Here is a 21,188-nt window from a genome sequence, read left to right as displayed (position 1 = left end):
TAGAATCCGCGTATTGTATGTCTTTTCAATTCATAAAAACAGTTGAAAACCCCACTCTTTGCATAACGCACCAAAATATTCCCATAAATTTTAAAAAATATTGCAATCGCACCAATATGATGCATTATTAAATAACCCCAACTTTGCATGAATATTTTGCAATCGCTTCGCGCTTTTTTTCTTAATAAATGAGTTCATTTTAGTTGTATTTAACGATTTTAAAAAAAGTTGGCTCATATTTTGCTTTATTTGAGGACGTTAAAATTAAATAACTCCCTCTTTGTGAGCAGTGATTGAAAAATACATAGATGCAATTGCTCTATTTTAAGACAGGATTTTGAGGTTAATGAATCAACAACCAACGATTGATTACCGTTTACTCGTAGACAACTTGAGCACTGCGATACTTTTAGTCGATAGTGAATTAAATATTTTTTATTTAAATTCCTCATGTGAAGCACTCTTTGATATCAGTTTATTGAGAGCATCAGGTCAATCTGTGCTCAGTATTTTACAATCTCCAGGTGATTCATTTAACACTGAAGAAGCACTCACAAATACGTTACTCACGGGGCAAGCTTATACCCGCCGTGAAGCGACTATTATTGTGAACTTTAAAGATGTACATGTTGACTATTCTGTTGCCCAACTTAACACTGGAAAAAGTTATCACCCCCTCCTTCTGATTGAACTTAATCCAATTGATCGAATGTTGAAAATTTCTAAAGAAGAAAATTTTATTCAACAACATCAGGTCGCACGCCAATTAATCAGAGGTGTCGCGCATGAGATTAAGAATCCATTAGGGGGCATACGTGGCGCAACTCAATTATTGGCACGTAGTTTAAATGACCCTGAATATAAAGAATTTACGGACATTATTATTAGTGAAGTAGATCGCCTGAGAAATCTTGCTGACACAATGCTCGGCTCTCGGCAGTTACCAAGCTATGAACCAGTAAATGTTCACGAGCCTTTGGAGCGTGTGCGTTCGTTAATTGTAAATCAAACGAAAAAGAAAATTAAAATTACACGTGATTATGATCTTTCATTACCTGATGTTGAAGCAGATCGGGATCAACTTATTCAAGTGATGTTGAATATCAGTGTAAATGCTGTTCAGGCCATGACTGAAAACAAAGAGTTTTTTCAAGACACTCAACCTGAATTAACCTTGCGTACACGTATTCATCGCCTTGTCACGATTAACGGAACTTTACACCGCTCAACTGTTCGAATTGATATTGAAGATAACGGCCCTGGCGTTCCAGAAGAAATTTTGGAGTCCGTATTTTATCCATTAGTCACAGGACGCGCTAAAGGAACAGGCTTAGGTCTGAGCATCGCACAAAATATTATGCATCAACACAATGGAATGATTGAATGCCAATCCGTTCCGGGCAAAACCGTATTTAGTCTTTATATACCTTGGGAGTTAAACCATGTCGCGAAATAAAATTTGGGTAATAGATGACGATCGCGCCATGCGTTGGGTTCTAGAAAAAACATTTAAAGAAGAAGGTTTAGATGTTACCAGTTTCGAAGAAGCTCAATCTGCACTGGATCAGTTACTTGATGATACACCTGATGTAATTTTGACAGATATACGGATGCCAGGAATTGATGGTCTTACCTTTCTCGCTAAAGTCAAAGGTCATTATCCTGATCTACCTGTGATCATCATGACGGCACATTCGGATCTAGAGTCAGCAGTATCAAGCTATCAAACGGGTGCTTTTGAATATTTACCAAAACCATTTGATATTGATGAGGCTTTAGCACTTGTCAATCGTGCCATCATGCACATTAATAAGCTCCAACAACAAGAATCTGCGAAATCAACCGTACAGCCAATTCAATCAACTGAGATCATTGGAGAATCTCCTGCAATGCAGGAAGTCTTCCGAGCAATTGGACGTTTGTCGCAATCACACATTACGGTATTAATTAATGGTGAGTCAGGTACAGGTAAAGAGTTAGTCGCTCATGCATTGCATCGTCATTCACCTCGTAGCAGCAAGCCATTTATTGCGCTTAATATGGCTGCCATTCCGAAAGATTTGATTGAAACTGAATTATTTGGTCATGAAAAAGGTGCATTCACTGGCGCTAATACTCAGCGACAAGGTCGTTTTGAGCAAGCCAATGGTGGTACATTATTCCTCGATGAAATCGGGGACATGCCATTCGAAACCCAAACGCGTTTATTGCGGGTTTTAGCTGATGGCGAGTTTTATCGCGTCGGTGGACACATTCCAGTGCGTGTTGATGTCCGCATTGTCGCTGCGACTCACCAAGATCTAGAAAAATTAGTACATGATGGACGCTTCCGTGAGGATCTTTATCATCGTCTGAATGTAATTCGTATTCATATTCCTAAACTTGCTCACCGCTCGGAAGACATTCCGATGCTCGCACAACACTTTCTCGCACGAGCAGGTAAAGAACTTGGTGTAAGTCCAAAGATTTTACGTACAGAAACTATTGAATACATGAAACAGTTGCCTTGGCAAGGTAATGTACGTCAACTTGAAAACACATGTCGCTGGCTGACAGTGATGATTACTGGACGAGAGGTTTATCCAGAAGATCTTCCTTCTGAGTTAAAACAACTACCAATCCAAAAATCTGATGATCCAAATCATCCACACAATCAAGCAGATCGTATCGCTATTCAGCATTGGGATGAGTTGCTTAGTCAGTGGGCTGTACAAAAACTCAAAAATGGTGAAATGAAATTATTGGATATCGCCACGCCTATGTTTGAACGCACCTTAATTAATGCGGCACTACAACAAACTCGAGGAAGAAAACGCCATGCTGCTGAGCTTTTAGGTTGGGGTCGTAATACCTTGACTCGTAAGCTAAAAGAATTAGGAATGGATACTGCTGAAGATGATGAAGATGAAATCGTAAGCACTACAGCCGAGTAAACTTCTAGATTTAGGTTAATCAACACAATTGATTAACCTATTCTTCATCATAATTCTAAAATTTTAAATCATGCTCAATATAAGATACAAAAAGATGAGTCCAAATGAACAATAATCACTTAAAGCATAAAACTTATCTAGGTATCATCTTCTGCCTTATTTCTTCACCCTCCTTTGCCACAGTCGGCGGTCCGGAGACAATAGAAGTACTAGATTCAGATATTAAAGATCAGAAAATATATTATTTACGCCATTACCATGATGAATCTGGTCGACCACCAACACTTTATTATTATTTGCTCAACAGCAGAAACCCACATAAAGCGATTGAGGTTCAATCCATTTATACCCCATTAAATAGCCGAAATCACATTACTGAAATTCAGCATACGCTACGCAAAATTCAAAGTATTCAAGCTCGCCTTGTCAAACCAACACCATTAAGCCCCAAGACTGCTAAACTAAAATTCAATAGACAAAGAGAACAGACTGGAAATTTTTGGTTAAACGTGCCTGAAATTAAAGTAAGTAAATTCCAATCTCAGGTACAACTCAGCCAAAGCTCTGATCCTTCAATGTATAAAAGTTAACAATTCGAGAATATTCGATATCATCGTAATTTACCTCAGATCAAAAAACTTTACGCATTTCCTTACACTTTCCCCAATTATCGCGTTGCAGTCATTAGTTACATGGGTATTCCTACTGAAACAGGCTACGAAAAACAAGATGCCATTTTACTCAGCTCAACAAAATAAAAAGCTCCCGAAGGAGCTTTTTATTATGCTTTTCAAGCACGCTGTTCAATTGGTACAACTTTGCGTAATTCAGGTCCTGTGTAATCTGCACTTGGTCGAATAATACGGTTGTCTGCACGCTGCTCCATCACATGTGCCGCCCATCCTGTTACACGAGACATCACAAAAATTGGCGTGAATAGCTTCGTTGGTATACCCATAAAGTGATAAGCAGAAGCATGGAAGAAATCAGCATTACAGAATAATTTTTTCTCTCGCCACATGACTTCTTCACAACGTACTGATACTGGATATAAAACAGTATCTCCTACGTCCTTAGCCAAGCGCTCAGACCATACCTTAATAATCCCATTACGTGGATCATTGTCTTTGTAAATTGCATGACCAAAGCCCATGATTTTTTCTTTGCGTTCGAGCATACCCAGCATTTCGCGCTCAGCTTCTTCAGGAGATTTCCATTGCTCAATCATATCCATTGCAGCTTCATTTGCACCGCCATGCAGTGGACCACGCAAAGAACCAATCGCACCTGTAATACACGAATGTAAATCTGATAACGTCGAAGCACACACACGTGCCGTAAATGTTGAAGCGTTAAATTCATGTTCTGCATAGAGAATTAAAGAAACATTCATGACTTGTTCATGCAATTCATTAGGTTTTTCGCCACGCAATAAATGCAAGAATTGAGCACCAATTGAGTCGTCATCAGTATTTTCTTCGATACGAACACCATCATGGCTATATCGATACCAATAACAAATAATGGCTGGCAATGTTGCCAAAATACGATCAGCTATATCTTGCTGTTCACCAAAGGACTGTTCTGTTTCTAAGTTACCCAACATAGAAACACCTGTACGCATAACATCCATAGGATGTGAATCTGCTGGAATACGCTCAAGCACTTCTTTTAGTGCTTGTGGTAATGCTCTCAGTGATTTTAGTTTTGCTTTATAGTCCGCAAGTTGTTGCGCCGTAGGTAGTTCACCAAAGAAAATTAAATATGCAACTTCTTCAAATTGGCAATTTTCCGCCAAATCCTGAACATCATAACCACGATATGTTAAGCCTGCACCACTTTTCCCAACGGTTGAAAGTGCTGTTTTACCTGCGACTTGTCCACGCAATCCTGCGCCAGTCAATACTTTTCCTTCAGCCATTTTTTTATTTCTCCTGAGTGAATAGCTTATCTAGTGTGTTTTCGAAAGTATGATAATCAAGGAACTCGTATAATTCTTTTCGTTGTTGCATTTTATCAATAACATTCACTTGCGTGCCGTCTTTACGAATTGAATGCATCACTTCTAATGCTGCTTTCTGCATCGCACGTGTCGCAGACAATGGGTATAACACCATTGAAATTCCCTGTTCTGCTAGCTCTTCGGTCGTATAATAAGGGGTATCACCAAATTCAGTGATATTCGCTAGCACAGGCACACCTACAGCATCACAGACTGTTTTATACATCGTTATATCAGTCATCGCTTCCGCAAAAATAGCATCAGCTCCAGCTTCAACACATGCACATGCACGATCAATGACGGCTTGAAGCCCTTCTTTTTGCAGCGCATCCGTACGTGCCATGACCACGAAATTAGAATCAGTTTTTGCATCAACAGCAGCCTTAATACGGTCTACCATTTCTTGTTGTGACACAATTTCTTTATTCGGACGATGTCCGCAGCGTTTTTGCGCAACTTGGTCTTCAATATGAACAGCAGCAGCTCCAGCAGCGATCATTTGCTTGATACTTCGTGCAATATTAAATGCACCGCCCCAACCTGTATCAATATCCACAAGCAAAGGCGTATCTACACGTTCAGTGATACGACGAACATCTTCAAGCACATTATCTAAACTCGTCATTCCCAAATCAGGAAGACCATAGGAATAGTTTGCAACACCTGCGCCAGATAGATAAATTGCTTTATAGCCAACTTGTTTTGCCATCATTGCTGCATATGCATTTACAGTTCCGATGATTTGTAATGGCTTTTCCACTTCTAATGCTTGTCTAAATCTTAAGCCTGCAGACGATTGTTCTGTCATATTCCTTTCCACAGTGTTTACTATAATTATCGAGTTTTTAGTATATCTATAAATTTAGTTTGATATATGACCGTTTAGTATTTTTGCTCTAAAACTTTAGTCATATAAAAATGAATTATTATTCATTTTTTGATTTTGTTATTATTTTGAGTGTCAGGCGTTAAGTGCTTTAATTTGTTATACTCCATCTTCAATTTCATTTTCGCTATTGATACTGCATGCAACATCCATTTCCGCATATTGAAACTTCTGGTTGTGATATGCCCCATACTCGCCGTGGTCAAGAACGACGTTTAGCATTATTGCTAAGCGCTAATACGCTATTCTTGGAACGTGGCTACGATGCTGTGTCTTTGGATGATATTGTTCAACATGCTGGAGGCTCCAAAGCATCTATTTATAAATATTTTGGCGGCAAAGAAGGCCTTTTTACTGCTATATGTGATTATCGACGTGAACTCTTTTTTAAAGATATCTGTGTTGCATATGATCCAGATCATGGCGATTTTAGATCTTATCTGATACATACACTACTTAACTTTCATCGCCACATTAAAAAAGAAGATCACACTGCCTTTATGCGCCTCGTGATTGAGCAATCCCAAAAAAATCCTGAACTTGCTCTTTATTTGCACGAAAAAGGCCCTAAACATATCCAGTTAGCGATCGCAAATGCATTAGAAAATGCGCATAAACTTGGTGTGTTAAAATGTGAAAATCCTTTATTTTCTGCTCAATTATATTTTGGAATCTTAAGAAATTTAGAATGGAAAATTTTAATGGGGATACCAGTACTTGAAACCGATCAAGAAACCATCGAATACATCAGCTATTCTGTCGATCGCTTCCTAGATGGGCACCAAAAAGTCTAGTTTTTTTGCAATTCTCTTTACATATAGTATATTAGTCGATTCTCGTTTTTTTCATCAACCAACAATTATTGGTCGTCTCATTTACTATTTTGACGAAACAATGATTGTGGAGTAACCATGGCTCTACGACATTTTCTTACTTTACGTGACCTTTCAACTGCAGAATTAAATCGCATTATTGATCGTGCTATAGAATTAAAACGCATGCAGCATAATCATGAAGTCTACCAACCCTTTGTTGGTAAAGTAATGGGAATGATTTTTGAAAAATCGAGCACACGTACCCGTGTTTCTTTTGAAGCGGGTATGACCCAATTTGGTGGTAGCGCAATTTTCCTCTCGTCCCGGGATACACAATTAGGTCGCGGCGAACCGATTGAAGATTCAGCTCGCGTTATTTCAAGCATGCTTGATATTGTGATGATTCGTACTTTTGGCCACGATATTGTCACACGTTTTGCAGAATATTCTAAAGTCCCAGTTATTAATGCACTGACCGATGATCACCACCCTTGCCAATTGCTTGCTGATGTTCAAACATTCGTAGAACACCGTGGCTCTATCCAAGGCAAAACCGTTGCGTGGATTGGTGATGGTAATAATATGTGTAACTCATATATCGAAGCTGCACATATGTGGGGCTTTAAACTTAAGATTGCATCACCAAAAGGTTATGAACCAAAACCTGAATTTCTCTCTGAATTCGCGCACTGCGCCGAAGTTGTAGACTCTGCTGAAGATGCTGCAGTGAATGCCGACCTTATCGTTACTGATGTTTGGGCCAGCATGGGACAAGAAGAAGAGCAAAAAATTCGTGAAAAAGCTTTTGCTGATTTTCAAGTCAATGAACGTCTAATGGATCTTGCTCATCCAGACTGTTTATTTATGCACTGCTTGCCTGCCCATCGCGGTGAAGAAATTTCAGAAAATATGCTCGATCATAAAAATGCTGTGGTATGGGATGAAGCTGAAAACCGCCTTCACGCTCAAAAAGCACTTGTTGAGTTCCTCATCAATGAAAGCTTAAAAAAAGATTAATTTCATCCACTAAAAAAGCACCCTCGGGTGCTTTTTTATTTTCTAAATCTTAATGGTCATCTTTTAAATATTTAGGTTCTTTTGGAAGTTGCCAACTACAAAAGAAACATACGATTAAAATAATGATCACGTAAATAAAAAATGAATTTTCAATTCCTGCCGCCTTAAACTGCAAGGCAACAGAAGGTGCAGAACCACCAAATACGGCATTACCTATCGCATATGAGAAACCTACACCCAACGCACGTACATGCGGAGGAAACATTTCAGCTTTTACAATACCGCCAATAGAGGTATACAAACTAAGCAATAGCATCAGGAAAATCAGTAGCATCGCTACAATGAATGGAGTTTCGCTGAAATATCTCATCCCGATTGCCATGACTGGATAGATAAATATAGCCATCAGACCACTAAATAACAGCATAGAATTTCTGCGACCAATACGATCTGACAATGCACCAAAGAATGGTTGCGCCACCATGAGTACAAAAATACAGGCTGTCATCATCAACCCTACCGTTTTAGGATCTATTCCAATATTGGTAAGGTAAGTTTTTGAGTAAACTGTAATCACATAGAAACTAAGAGAGCCTGCTGAAGTATAACCAACTACCAATAGGAAAGTTTTCCAGTGATTTTTAAAAAGCTCACGAAGTGTACCAGAATCTTCTTTGTCACTTTCATCACTAGATAAAGTCTCTTCTAATCTACTTCTCGCTAATAAAGATAAAATTGCTGCAACACCACCAATAATAAATGGAATTCGCCATCCCCCATCATAAAGCTGCTGTTCAGACATAAATGCTAAGAATATTACACCCAATAAACTTGCAAGGAGTTGACCACCCGTGAGCGTTACGTATTGAAATGATGAAAAAAAGCCACGTTGACCTTTTAAACCCAATTCACTCATATAAGTCGCCACAGCACCATATTCACCACCAACGGATAAGCCTTGAAGCAATCGAACCATTAATAATAAAAACGGTGCAGCCATACCTACTTGTTCATACGTTGGTAATGCTGCGAACATGAAAGAACTTATAGCCATCAATATAATCGAGATGACCATTGATTTTTTTCGACCGTGTTTATCTGCAATTCGACCAAAAAGCCAACTACCGATAGGCCGCATAAAAAAGCTTGCTGCAAATACACCCCACACATAGATGGCTTGGGTAGAACTATCCATATCTGGCGCAGTTAAAGCTTGGGTAAAATATACAGCGAATACTGCATAAATATAAAAATCGAACCATTCAACTAAATTACCTGAAGCTGCACCAATAATTCCTTTGATACGGCTGGTTTTTTCTTGCTTGGAATATGTTGTAGACAAATGAAAAATCCTTATTCTAATTACATCGTTTATTGTCGAATAATAATGAAACTCTGAAGTATTTCAAAATTATAGACGGAAAATATATGCCTATTTCATGCCAATTTAAAAAGCCTTTATGTAAATTTTATTAAATAGGCTTCTAAATTTTTCTCAAAAATATTCAAGGTCGATTTATTATTAATTTAATTAAACAGACTTTCTCCTATGACAACTCACCGAATTAAGCCTTGTGGCTGTAAAATGATAATCAGCGCCCCGAAAATAACCACTCCGCCACCAATGATATCCCATTTAGTAAGATCCATTTGATCCACAAACTTTAACCACAACAATGCCGAACAAATATAAATACCTCCATATGCAGCATATATTCGACCTGATGCTGCTGGATGCAAAGTCAATAACCACACAAAAGCAGCGAGTGCGACAAAAGTGGGTAGCCACAACCAATGCGAACGCCCTTGATTTAGGATCAAATATGGAAAGTAACACCCTAATATTTCCATCAGTGCTGTCAGAAAAAATAAAGCTGTCGTAGATATTACTTTTGTAACTTGTATGTCCATACTTTCACCCAAAAATTAAAGCCCGTTTAAATAAACGGGCTTTAATACAATTAATAACACACTATGCTGGTTCAGCTGCAGAATCTTCAAATACTTCCAACTTCAATCCAACAGCTTTGCCATCTTCTTTTTTAACTGTTACTGCTACATTACCGCCGTTTTCAGCCAGCTCACCAAATAAAATCATTTCAGCAAGCGGCTTTTTCAAATGCTCTTGAATCAAACGCTGCATTGGACGAGCACCCATCAGACGATCATAACCATTTTCACTTAACCAATCTCGTGCAGACTGATCTACTTCTAAAACAACTTTTTTGTCATCAAGTTGAGCTTGAAGTTCTGTAAGGAATTTATCTACTACAGAATCGATTACTGTCGTAGGTAGAGCTTTAAATTGAATAACCCCATCTAAGCGGTTTCTAAACTCTGGTGTAAATGCCTTCTTCATTGCTTCCTGATTATCACGACTATTATCTTGCTCTGTAAAACCAATACTTGTACGGGAAATACTTTCAGCGCCAATATTCGTTGTTAACACTATAATGACATTTCTGAAGTCTGACTTACGACCATTATTATCAGTTAATGAACCATGATCCATGACTTGCAGCAATAAATTAAACACATCAGGATGTGCCTTTTCAATCTCATCCAATAACAATACACAATGTGGATTTTTATGTATTGCGTCAGTCAGTAAGCCACCTTGATCAAAACCAACATAACCTGGAGGTGCACCAATTAAACGTGAAACCGCATGGCGTTCCATATATTCAGACATATCAAATCTGACTAGTTCAACACCGAGTAGTTTTGCAAGTTGTTTTGTTACCTCAGTTTTACCTACACCAGTAGGTCCTGCAAATACAAAACTACCAACTGGCTTATCTGGTGCTTTAAGCCCAGCTCGTGACAATTTAATTGCAGAGGATAATGCGGTAATCGCCTCATCTTGACCAAATACAACTCGTTTAAGATCACGCTCTAAGTGCTCAAGTACAGATTTATCATCTTTAGACACAGTTTTAGGTGGAATTCGTGCAATTTTCGAAACAATATCTTCAATATTTTCAACTGTAATCAAAGTGTTATCTTGATCAGCTCTCAAACGTCGTTGTGCCCCTGCTTCATCTATTACGTCAATCGCTTTATCTGGGAGGAAGCGATCATTGATAAATTTAGCCGATAACTCAACTGCAGAAACAAGAGCTGCATCATCATATTGAACTTTATGAAATTCTTCAAATTTAGACTTGAGTCCACGAAGAATATCAATTGTTTCATTAATTGATGGCTCATTAACATCAATTTTTTGGAAACGGCGTGATAATGCATGATCTTTTTCAAAAACTTGACGATATTCTTGAAACGTTGTTGAGCCAATGCAACGTAAAGTACCATTTGCCAATGCAGGTTTGATTAAATTCGATGCATCCATAGTGCTACCCATACTTGAGCCTGCACCAATGATCATATGAATTTCATCAATAAACAAAATTGCTTCTGGCTTCTTCTTTAGGGCATTCAACAATTGCTTTAATCGTTTCTCAAAGTCACCACGGTATTTTGTACCTGCAACAAGTGCACCGATATCCAAACTATAGACTTCTGCATTAAGCAGTGGCTTTGGTGCTTTATTGTTAACAATCAGCCAAGCCAAACCTTCTGCTATGGATGTTTTACCCACACCTGGATCACCCACCAAAAGCGGATTGTTTTTACGACGTCGACATAGAATTTGAGCTGCACGCTCAATTTCTTTTTCACGACCAATCAAAGGATCGGTTTTACCCTTTAAAGCTTCTGCATTGAGATTTAGGGTATAAAGTTCTAATGGACCTGCATTTGCTGAGGCTGAGTTTTCACCATCTAAGTCATCCGTTTCTTCTTCAGCTGGAACATCTTCCTTACGCGCACCGTGTGAAAGATATTGAGTTAAAGTAAGACGATTGATTTGGTGGCGTTTTAGCAAATAAACCGCAAATGAATCTCGTTCTGAGTACATTGCCACCAGTACATCTGCACCTTCAACCGTCCGATCTCCACCACTAGACTGAACATGGAAAATTGCACGTTGCAATATACGATCAAAGCTTTCTGTAGGATGAGGCGCTTGTTCAGCATTATCGCCTAATTTAGGCGTATGTTGCTCTACATACTCTTCAAGTTCTTTACGCAAACTGACAATTTCTGCACCGCAGGCTTTTAGTGCATTCACGGCAGAATCATTATCTAAAAGTGCGAGTAACAAATGTTCAACTGTAAGAAACTCATGTCTCTTTTGACGAGCCATGCTAACAGCCAAACGCAGTGATACTTCTAATTGACGACTGAGCATGTGATCCCCTTATTCTTGTGGCTCGATCTGGCAAAGCAATGGATGACTTTGAGAGCGCGCATAATTGTTGACTTGATTCGCCTTGGTTTCAGCAATGTCTCTAGGATAGACACCTGCGATACCTTTCCCTTGATAATGTACTGTTAGCATTACTTCGGTAGCTTGGTCAAGATTCAATGCAAAGTATTGTTGTAAAATTTCAATTACAAAATCCATTGGCGTGTAATCATCATTCAACAATACCACATTGTATAAGGGAGGTCGCTTAAATTGCGGTGGTGCTGTTGCTACAGCTAAATCGCCATCGGCTTCATCATTTTGTGCATCACTCAATCTTGGATTGAAGTGCCAATCCACCAATCCAGATTGTTGAAATGATAATTTAATGTCATTGAGACATTTATGACGTTTATTACTTCGCATAGCACTCTATAATCTATTATTGAGAATTTGCCGCAGCTTGCGGTACTTCGGCTGCAAATGCAGCGGTTGATTCGATTGCTTCACCACGTTGCCAACTAAAGCGCTTGGTTTGAGCACTTGAGCCTTTTACACGGATTTCAATAAATTGGGGCGTAAAGCCTTTTGGCATCGTCCAACGACCAGTTAATCGCTGATAATGGTCGAAATTGAATGATTTTTCTGAAATTGGAACAACCAAGACTTCCGTACCTTGAATTAATCTGATTTCAATTTCACCAGATGCTTTACGTTTATTCGGACTGACTTGAACTAAATCAACCTGATATTCATATACATTTTCTGGAAGCGACTTAACAGCTAAATTTTGCACTGTTAAACTCAATCCACCACGTTGTCTCAGTACTTCTCGGAAAATCGCACTCTGACTTTCAATTTGAAGTTTTTCAGCGTTGGCTTGATTTAATGCAGCATACATATCGTTTGAGTTAGTTACAGCAACATCACGTTCTTGAACTGAGGTATTTAATTTCTTATTCAGCTCAGATAATTCTTTTTTTTGTTTTTCGACAACTTCAACCAATTGTTCCGCGTCAGCATCATAACCAACTACAGTTAGACCTTGACGATAACCAACCGTATAGCCCAGAAGTAAACTGCCTGCACATAAGATGATTCCACCCGCCATAAGGGGTTTATTCGATTGAAAAAAACCGATATTTTTTTCATCTTTATGCTGTGACGTATTATTTGATTCTGAGTTTTGCATCGTCATCTCTAATTTATAAAATCAAAACACACATTTAACTGCAAAGTTAAATGTGTGTGAAGTCAAAAAAGGTTTTTTATGGTAATAAACCAATCACGTTAAGGCCTGCATTTTCCGCAAATCCAAACATTAAATTCATGTTTTGAACAGCTTGTCCTGCTGCACCTTTCACCAAGTTATCTTGGGCAACTAAAATGACTAACTTTGTTGGTTGTGGTTTATACAACGCAATACGTAAATCATTTGATCCACGAACAGAACGAGTTTCTGGTGAACTTCCTGCCGGCATAACATCAACAAACTGCTCGTTTTGGTAGAACTGTTCGTAAATTACTTGCAAATCGGCTTGCTGACCTGCTTCTGTTAAGTCGATATATATTGTAGATAACATGCCACGAATCATCGGCACCAAATGCGGAACAAAAAGGATATTGTCAAATACACCTTTCTGTCCCGATATATTTTCAAGCGCTTCAACAATTTCAGGATGATGGCGATGCCCTGCAACACCGTAGGCTTTGAAGTTATCAGCATTTTCAGTATAGATCATGCCTAAACTTGCTTTGCGTCCAGCTCCAGATACACCAGATTTTGCATCAATAATAATACTTTCAGGTTTTACCAATACTTCTGAAGATCTCAGTACAGGCGCCAAACCAATTTGAACTGTCGTTGGATAACAACCAGGATTACCAATCACTTGAGCTTGTTTAATTTTTTCACGATTGAGCTCAGAAAGCCCATACACTGAATTTTTAAGTAGATCTGGACAAGCATGCTCCATACCGTACCATTTTTCAAATTGCGCTAAATCCTGCAAACGAAAGTCAGCGGCTAAATCGATTACTTTTGTATTCGCTGCTACTAATTCTTCAGCGTGTTTCATCGCTACACCATGTGGTGTCGCAAAAAACACAACATCGCAAGACTTTAATAAATCTAAGCTTAAATCTGAAAACTCTAGATCGGTATGACCACGTAAACTTGGAAACATATCATCGACACGACGACCAGCCTCAGTACGAGAAGTCAGTGCTTTCACTTGAACATTTGGGTGTCGCAGCAAAAGACGCAAAAGTTCAACGCCTGTATATCCTGTACCACCAACAATACCAACTGAAATCACGATATCTACCTCTAAATGACTGTATTCGTTACAGGCAGTAGTATGACAGGAACTTGTGACTTTCTGAACCCTTTCATATGGGAATGCTGTTATTTTATAAGTTTAATAATTTAGATGGCTCTGTTAAGCATCTAATAAAGTCTATCATGTGACTTCATTGATTTTCTTGCCAACTCAAATAGCATAAATACAGTGCAAATATAAACTCTGGGAGAGCAAAAAATACGATCGGATCCTGTTTCACAACAAAAGGAGTTACCCCCCATACCGAACATAACCCTCCACTCACGGAAAGCAATTTAGAAATCCTTTTTTGATTTATCCATAAAGTTGCCATAATCGATAATATCAACCACGCTATAGCCCCGCCAAAAAGCGATAAATAGTTCGTCCAATGATAGTGAATAGGATTAATCGGGTTCAGTAGAATATACATGAGGATGCTATAAAGCATTAAAGCAGGTACAGACAAAATTAGAATCAAAAAACACACACCAGTTCGTCTTATGAGCATATTAGAGACAAACTAACCAAACAGAGCAATCATGATAGCCAAAATTTAGAATACCAGTCGCCAAATCAGACTAATTGACTAGCGCTAAACAATTGATTTTTTAATATCGACAAAGCAATCCCAGCATAATAATTAATTATGCATCCACCAATATGGCAACGGCGTTATTTTTAATTTTTTTCGGTTAAGTTTAAAATCTGGATCATACTTCGCCACTTCCGCCCAAAACTGAGCACTATGATCAAAATGCTTTGTATGTGCTAATTCATGCACACAAACATAGCGTGTTATTTCCTGAGGAAAAAGCACCAAAGCACTATTCAACATAATATCATGACGTGCTGTACAACTTCCCCACCGCGTTTTTGGCTGACGAATCTTACAGCCATGATAAGCTAAACCACACTGATCAGATACTTGAGCCAGATATACAGGCAGATGCTGTTTAGCATAATCAATAACAAAGGCTTTTAAATATTGTTCAGGCTGACGATCACTCACACACAGCTCATTCATCACTGAATCAAACTTATAGTTGAATTTCTGCTGAATATATTGAATTTGAATAGGATTTTCTAAATTAAATAACTGTAAAGATAAAGGTAAAACGCGATCAATCTGTTGAATTTTACTTTGTTGTGCCTGCCAAGTTTGAACGATCCAAGCTTCTGAATCTTGAACAAACTGTTGTATTTGTTTATGGGTACAAAACCATGGCGCAGTCACACGAATTGACGTTCCATCTATACGTAGACGTAGTCTTTTCGATCGAATACTTTTGGTGATTTCAATATCAGGAAGGTCGGATAAAGTCATTGTTATTCTTTAATTATTAAATCCCCATCTCCCCCCTTTAAGAAAGGGGGAAGAAAAGCCCCTCTATTTAAAAAGAGGGAGTTTAGGGAGACTAGCTCGTCAAGGAGTTAAAATTAAATCGCTGTACGCTCTTCAATACCGTTGTTGGTCGCAACAATCGCAATGTCTGCTTTATTCAAAGCAAAGATACCGTTGCATACCACACCAGGGATATCATTCAATGTTTTTTCAAGCTCAAGTGCATTTAAGATATTTAAGTTATGCACGTCTAAAATCACGTTACCATTGTCGGTCACTACACCTTCACGGTACGCTGGGTCGCCACCTAAAGAGACAATTTTACGAGCCACAGCAGAACGTGCCATTGGAATCACTTCAACAGGAAGTGGAAAATCACGCCCCAACTGATCTACCCATTTAGAATCATCTACGATACAGACGAATTTTTTTGCAATCGATGCCACGATTTTTTCACGTGTCAATGCCGCACCACCACCTTTGATCATGTGCATATGACGATCAATCTCATCTGCACCATCTACATATGCATCAAGACCACCCACTGAGTTCATATCTACCACTTCAATACCCAGCTTCTTCAAACGCTGCGCAGTCGCTTCCGAACTTGCAACTGCGGCTTCTAATTGAAGTTCAGGAAGTAAATCAATCAAAAAGTTAACAGTACTGCCTGTGCCTACGCCTAAAATGCCCCCTTTCGGTAAGTGTTTTAAAGCTGCTTGTGCTGCTGCTTGTTTTTTCTCATCTTGGGTTGCATATAGACTCATGACTTCACTCAACTAATTTGGACTTTTGCAGTTATTTTAAACCGCTAAGCCTTATGGTTTGTTACAATAAGCGCCTATTTTAAACTGTTAGATGGAAAATTAACATGCTGTCTCGTTTGGTTCGACAAATTTTACAAGCAACGGTATACGACGTTGCTATCGAAACCCCACTCGAAGCGGCACCACGAATTAGTGAACGTCTTAATAATAATATTCGTTTTAAACGTGAAGACCTACAACCCGTATTCTCTTTCAAACTCCGCGGTGCCTACAACAGAATCAGCCAACTTCCTAAAGCTCAACTAGAACGAGGTGTCATTACCGCTTCTGCTGGTAACCATGCTCAAGGTGTAGCTCTCTCAGGAAAAAAATTAGGAATTCGCGCAATTATTGTGATGCCTAAGACAACACCAGACATTAAAGTCCAAGCAGTCAAGCGCTTAGGTGGTGAGGTTGTACTTCATGGTGATTCTTTTGACATCGCAAATAAATACGCAATTCAACGTGCACAAGAAGAAGGAATGACTTTTATTCCGCCTTATGACGATGAACTCGTTATGGCTGGTCAAGGTACAATTGCCAATGAAATTTTACGTCAATGGCGAGATGTGGATTATGTATTCGTTGCCGTTGGTGGTGGAGGTTTGATTGCAGGTGTTGCTGCTTACCTTGGTGATGTAGCACCACATGTCAAAGTTATTCCTGTGGAATATGACGAGTCAGCTTGTTTAAAAGCTGCTTTAGAAGCAAATGAACGTGTGATTCTACCGTCTGTAGGATTATTTGCTGATGGTACAGCCGTTGCGCAAATCGGTGAAAAACCGTTTGACGTGATTCGTCTGCAAAAATCTGACAATTCAGGTCCAATCGTAGAGCCAAATGTCGTTTTGGTGAATACTGATGAAATCTGTGCCGCAATTAAAGACACCTATGATGAATGCCGTAGTATTGTTGAGCCGTCAGGTGCGATGGCACTTGCTGGTATTAAAAAATATGTGGCTGAGCACGGCTTAGAAGGTAAAAACATCGTTTCAATTGTATGCGGTGCCAACATGAACTTTGACCGTTTACGATATATTGCAGAACGAACTGAATTAGGTGAACGTAAAGAAGCTATTTTTGCTGTCACGATTCCTGAACAAAAAGGTGCATTCCTCAATTTCTGTCGTGCCCTTCAAGGTCGAAATATTACTGAATTCAACTACCGTGCAAGTAGTGCGACTGCAGCGCAAGTATTTGTTGGAATTAGTTTAAAAAGCGGCGAAAAAGAACGTCAAGAAATATTCGAGACATTAAAGTTTCAGTACGATGTGGATGACTTATCTGATGATGAAGTTGCCAAATTACATATTCGCTACCTGATCGGTGGTCATGCTGATATTGAAAATGAACGTTTATTCCGCGTTGAATTTCCTGAACGTCCAGGTGCATTATTAACATTCTTGGAACGTCTTGGTCCAACGCATAACATTACCCTGTTCCATTATCGTAATCATGGTGCGGCTGAAGGTCGTGTATTGGTTGGACTCGAAGCTGAAGATGCACAACAAAACCCTGATGGTTTAGTTGAAACATTAGAAAGTATCAATTATCCATACGAAGAAATTACCAATAATCTTGGTTATCAACGTTTCCTCAAATAAAATCAATACAGCCTGTCATTTTGACAGGCTTTTTTAATTCAATAATTGATATACAATTAAAATCGAAAGATAGAAAAAACGATCACTTTAAAATTTTAGATATTAAGATAAATCATGCAAATATGGTTCAGTTTTGTAGTAATTCCTTTTCTCATGTGGATCATCTTTTCCGCAATTCTGTTTATTTCGAAATATCTATATCCTGAAGTTACCACCTTAAGCAAATTCCTCGAAGTTTTTATTTTTTTAGGTTATGCAGCACTACCCTATATCATGTTGGGATTAGCTCCTATTTATCGTTATCGTATGACGTTGATATATATGATGGCAATTGTGCTCATGACAAGTTTCGCTCATGCTAACTTTATGATCGATCATATTCATTTAACTTATATTTACTTAGCACTTTCATGGACATTGATTTCAATTACGATTTACTATTTTTATAGTGATCACAAATAATCCTCAACAAATGAATTGAATCAACTCAGATCAACAAGATAAACTCACTCAAAGCGAAATTAAAATCAAATCATTACTTTCTGATCTTTTAAATTTTAGGATATTCAATGGCGCTATTTGCAGTAATTGGCTTAGGCAGCTTTGGCGGTACAGTTGCATTAGAACTCACTCAATTAAAACATGATGTGATTGGAATCGATACTGAAAAAAAATACGTTGAAAATATCTCTGATAACATCAGTCATGCTGTCATCGCCGATGCCACAGATGAACATGTACTTCGAGAACTGAATGTACAGAATTGCGATGCCGTCGTTGTCGCAATTGGAGAAGATATTGAGGCCAGTATTCTATGTGTCCTCAACCTTAAAAATTTAGGCGTAGAAAAAATCCTAGTAAAAGCAAAATCGAAAGCCCATCATATGATTTTGACGCATCTCGGTATTGGTCAAATTATTCATCCAGAAGAAGACATGGGTATTCGCGTTGCACAATCATTAAGCTATCCAATGGTTAGACGCTATATGGCGTTGAATGATGACCGTTATATTGTCAAAGTGGAAGTGGGTGAAAAACTACAAGGTGTAGAATTTAAAGACATCATGGAACATAGCGACGGCGTACAAACATTATTATTACAACGTGGCACACATGTAATTTATGACATCGCACCTGGTACATTACTGCAAAAAAATGACATTTTAATTGTTGAAGGTCCTGTCAATCTTTTACGTAAACTCTCATCGAGATTTATTTCGAAATGATGAAATTTTATGATCAATTGATCAATAAAAAAACGCAAAGTATTAATTTGAGTCCACCAAGTTTGCTTGCTTTGGGCTTTCTCAGTTTTATTATCATTGGAACATTACTGCTAAAACTTCCCTTTGCTCACGAAGGAAATGTCTCTTGGCTAGAAGCCTTATTTACTGCCACATCCGCAGTGACAATTACGGGACTTTCTGTGGTCAATATTGGCGAAGCATATACGACTTTTGGTCAGTTCATCATTATGCTACTCATCCAATGTGGTGGCTTAGGGTTCATGACCTTCGCAATTTTGGCTGCTTTAAGCCTTTCCACTAAACTCGGTTTAAAGCAACAAGTGATGGCTCAAGAAACAATTGGTCAAACCAGTTTAGCAAGGGCCTCTTTCACTATTAAAGCCGTCTTATTGTATTCTCTATTTTTCGAAGGGATTGGAACATTCATCCTGACATTTACGTGGCTTCAATACTACGATTTTAGTGATGCTCTGTTTTATGCAGCCTTTTACAGTATCTCAGCATTTAATAATGGTGGTTTCTCTCTTTTTCCAGACAGTTTAATGAGCTTTTCAGGTCAATATGCTGTAACTCTGACCATCAGTATGTTGTATATCATTGGTGGAATAGGTTTTGTGGTACTTATGGATATCAAACGCGCTCATAAGTGGAAAAAACTCTCAACCAACAGCAAACTCATTCTTTCTACCATCGCAGGACTCAATCTATTTGCCTTTATTATGATTTGGTGTTTAGAAGCAAATAATCCATTGACCCTCGCCCCAATGTCAATTGGAGACCAAGCATTAAATGCTTGGTTTCATGCCACAGTACCGCGATCCTCTGGATTTAATAGTATTGATATGGCCAGTATGAGTGATCCAGCAACCTTGGTGACTATGCTATTAATGTTTATTGGAGGCGGATCTTTAAGTACTGCTGGTGGTATTAAAGTAGGTACATTTATTATTGTAGTATTGAGTGTGATCACATTTTTGAGACGAGCTGACGAAGTCACTGTTTTTAAACACTCGATTCCAGCAACGGTCACCTATAAAGCTCTTGCGGTCATTAGCATAACTGCTATGCTCATTTTCATTGGTTTCTTTACATTATTAATTTTAGAGCCTAATAAACGTTTTCTAGATTTATTATTTGAAGCTGTTTCCGCGGCTTGTACAGTCGGATTATCTAGAGGTATTACTTCAGAATTACAACCTGCGAGTTTATATATGCTCATGATACTGATGTTTGCGGGTCGTCTCGGTCCTTTGACATTGGCTTATTTAATTGCAACCCCTAAAAAAAGCAGGTTGAGCCATCCTAATGCTGAAATCCAAGTGGGTTAGATAGAATTCACTTGGATCTAAGGTGAAATTGATCGATAAAACACGAACCAATCCAAAAATAGATCAGATGTTTATAGCCATAAGTGCGTTTTATGATAGCCATGATTTCTTTATGCAAAGCATTGAACTTATCATGAATTAACACAAACTTAGAACTTTGCAATCAATAACCCAATACAAAGAAATTAAAAGACTCAAGGTAACTCCAAGTCTTTTCACCATATGCGTGTGATTAAAAAATTATGATTGGAAACCAATATAACGATTGAGGTTTTCGACACCCAATGCAACTTTATAAATTTTAAACTGAGCTAAATCAGAACGTGTAATCTCAGTAAACACATCCGAGTTTTCATCATCTGCATGAATTTCATCTACTGTGCGAGGCATAGTTGCTTCAAATTCATCTGAAATAAATTCAAATCCCAAGTCCATAGCAATAAACAATGTATGATCACAAGGTTGAATATATTGCTCTTCATTCCAGTCGATAACAGCGTGTTGACAATGCGGGCACTGTACATTTTCTTGAGGATCTTGAAGTTCAATTGTTGTATAAGCCATGTCAACCTTAAGTATTACGTGCTATAAAACATAAGTTTAACCATTGCTTTTAGATTTTTAAATAGCCCTCTTTA

General features: G+C 38.4%; 20 protein-coding genes. 9 read left to right on the top strand and 11 right to left on the bottom strand.

The features are described from left to right. Window positions 1-346: 346 nt before the first annotated feature. The 3 genes from glnL to AC1M9I_RS00925 all read left to right on the top strand — a co-directional run bounded on the left by glnL (window position 347) and on the right by AC1M9I_RS00925 (window position 3,523). Entirely contained in the window at window positions 347-1,456 is a 1,110-nt protein-coding gene (gene glnL / locus AC1M9I_RS00935; protein WP_035263674.1) for a nitrogen regulation protein NR(II), read from the top strand. Further along, the gene (gene glnG / locus AC1M9I_RS00930; protein WP_481610537.1) at window positions 1,443-2,933 is read left to right on the top strand and encodes a nitrogen regulation protein NR(I); all 1,491 of its coding nucleotides are present in this window, start codon (window positions 1,443-1,445) and stop codon (window positions 2,931-2,933) included. The genes glnL and glnG overlap by 14 nt, the downstream gene beginning before the upstream one ends. Window positions 2,934-3,037: 104 nt before the next feature. After that, a complete protein-coding gene (locus tag AC1M9I_RS00925; protein ID WP_481594597.1) occupies window positions 3,038-3,523 on the top strand; it encodes a hypothetical protein in 486 nt (161 codons plus the stop codon). A gap of 200 nt (window positions 3,524-3,723) precedes the next feature. On the opposite strand, the gene prpC is transcribed toward AC1M9I_RS00925, so the two are convergent. Beyond that, a complete protein-coding gene (gene prpC / locus AC1M9I_RS00920; RefSeq protein WP_092766353.1) occupies window positions 3,724-4,854 on the bottom strand; it encodes a bifunctional 2-methylcitrate synthase/citrate synthase in 1,131 nt (376 codons plus the stop codon). Between the two features lie 4 nt (window positions 4,855-4,858). Then, window positions 4,859-5,743, bottom strand: a complete 885-nt coding sequence (prpB, locus tag AC1M9I_RS00915) for a methylisocitrate lyase (RefSeq protein WP_035263679.1) — start codon at window positions 5,741-5,743, stop codon at window positions 4,859-4,861. A gap of 218 nt (window positions 5,744-5,961) precedes the next feature. On the opposite strand from prpB, the gene AC1M9I_RS00910 reads away from it, so the two are divergent. Together AC1M9I_RS00910 and argF are read left to right on the top strand one after the other, a co-directional pair. Further along, a complete protein-coding gene (locus AC1M9I_RS00910) occupies window positions 5,962-6,615 on the top strand; it encodes a TetR/AcrR family transcriptional regulator (RefSeq protein WP_092766355.1) in 654 nt (217 codons plus the stop codon). A 117-nt stretch (window positions 6,616-6,732) separates the two neighbouring features. After that, complete coding sequence (argF, locus tag AC1M9I_RS00905) at window positions 6,733-7,653, top strand: ornithine carbamoyltransferase (protein WP_481587506.1); 921 nt, start codon at window positions 6,733-6,735, stop codon at window positions 7,651-7,653. 49 nt (window positions 7,654-7,702) lie between these two features. On the opposite strand, the gene AC1M9I_RS00900 is transcribed toward argF, so the two are convergent. The 8 genes from AC1M9I_RS00900 to rpiA all read right to left on the bottom strand — a co-directional run bounded on the left by AC1M9I_RS00900 (window position 7,703) and on the right by rpiA (window position 16,332). Then, the gene (locus AC1M9I_RS00900; RefSeq protein ID WP_092766357.1) at window positions 7,703-8,995 is read right to left on the bottom strand and encodes an MFS transporter; all 1,293 of its coding nucleotides are present in this window, start codon (window positions 8,993-8,995) and stop codon (window positions 7,703-7,705) included. Between the two features lie 215 nt (window positions 8,996-9,210). Beyond that, a complete protein-coding gene (locus AC1M9I_RS00895) occupies window positions 9,211-9,564 on the bottom strand; it encodes a YnfA family protein (protein ID WP_092766358.1) in 354 nt (117 codons plus the stop codon). Window positions 9,565-9,625: 61 nt separating this feature from the next. Further along, window positions 9,626-11,902 carry an ATP-dependent Clp protease ATP-binding subunit ClpA gene (clpA, locus tag AC1M9I_RS00890; protein ID WP_035263687.1) on the bottom strand — a complete coding sequence of 759 codons (2,277 nt, stop codon included), beginning with the start codon at window positions 11,900-11,902 and terminating at the stop codon, window positions 9,626-9,628. Between the two features lie 9 nt (window positions 11,903-11,911). Then, window positions 11,912-12,325 (bottom strand): ATP-dependent Clp protease adapter ClpS, encoded by a 414-nt coding sequence (gene clpS / locus AC1M9I_RS00885; RefSeq protein ID WP_035263688.1) that lies wholly within the window; start codon window positions 12,323-12,325, stop codon window positions 11,912-11,914. 16 nt (window positions 12,326-12,341) lie between these two features. Beyond that, window positions 12,342-13,091, bottom strand: a complete 750-nt coding sequence (locus AC1M9I_RS00880) for a DUF6776 family protein (RefSeq protein ID WP_481610536.1) — start codon at window positions 13,089-13,091, stop codon at window positions 12,342-12,344. 76 nt (window positions 13,092-13,167) lie between these two features. Further along, on the bottom strand, window positions 13,168-14,217 hold the full coding sequence (gene argC, locus AC1M9I_RS00875; protein WP_481589944.1) for an N-acetyl-gamma-glutamyl-phosphate reductase: 1,050 nt from the start codon (window positions 14,215-14,217) through the stop codon (window positions 13,168-13,170). Window positions 14,218-14,863: 646 nt separating this feature from the next. Next, the gene (locus AC1M9I_RS00870) at window positions 14,864-15,547 is read right to left on the bottom strand and encodes a M48 family metallopeptidase (protein ID WP_481592684.1); all 684 of its coding nucleotides are present in this window, start codon (window positions 15,545-15,547) and stop codon (window positions 14,864-14,866) included. A gap of 113 nt (window positions 15,548-15,660) precedes the next feature. Then, entirely contained in the window at window positions 15,661-16,332 is a 672-nt protein-coding gene (rpiA, locus tag AC1M9I_RS00865; RefSeq protein ID WP_481591051.1) for a ribose-5-phosphate isomerase RpiA, read from the bottom strand. 104 nt (window positions 16,333-16,436) lie between these two features. Here rpiA and ilvA point away from each other — a divergent pair, with 104 nt between their 5' ends. From ilvA to AC1M9I_RS00845, 4 genes are all read left to right on the top strand, one after another. Further along, complete coding sequence (ilvA, locus tag AC1M9I_RS00860) at window positions 16,437-17,975, top strand: threonine ammonia-lyase, biosynthetic (protein WP_481594596.1); 1,539 nt, start codon at window positions 16,437-16,439, stop codon at window positions 17,973-17,975. Between the two features lie 114 nt (window positions 17,976-18,089). Next, window positions 18,090-18,437, top strand: coding sequence for a hypothetical protein (locus AC1M9I_RS00855; RefSeq protein ID WP_481594595.1), 348 nt, complete (start codon window positions 18,090-18,092; stop codon window positions 18,435-18,437). Between the two features lie 107 nt (window positions 18,438-18,544). Further along, window positions 18,545-19,201 carry a potassium channel family protein gene (locus AC1M9I_RS00850; protein ID WP_035263698.1) on the top strand — a complete coding sequence of 219 codons (657 nt, stop codon included), beginning with the start codon at window positions 18,545-18,547 and terminating at the stop codon, window positions 19,199-19,201. Next, window positions 19,201-20,550, top strand: a complete 1,350-nt coding sequence (locus AC1M9I_RS00845; protein WP_481594658.1) for a TrkH family potassium uptake protein — start codon at window positions 19,201-19,203, stop codon at window positions 20,548-20,550. Before AC1M9I_RS00850 ends, AC1M9I_RS00845 begins: the two co-directional genes overlap by 1 nt. Window positions 20,551-20,790: 240 nt before the next feature. On the opposite strand, the gene AC1M9I_RS00840 is transcribed toward AC1M9I_RS00845, so the two are convergent. Continuing rightward, window positions 20,791-21,114: a hypothetical protein gene (locus AC1M9I_RS00840; protein ID WP_481592687.1), complete on the bottom strand. Its 324-nt coding sequence runs from the start codon at window positions 21,112-21,114 to the stop codon at window positions 20,791-20,793. Window positions 21,115-21,188 lie beyond the last annotated feature (74 nt).

This window comes from Acinetobacter sp. ANC_7553 (genome assembly GCF_056779895.1).
This window is presented reverse-complemented; position numbering and strand designations above follow the sequence as displayed.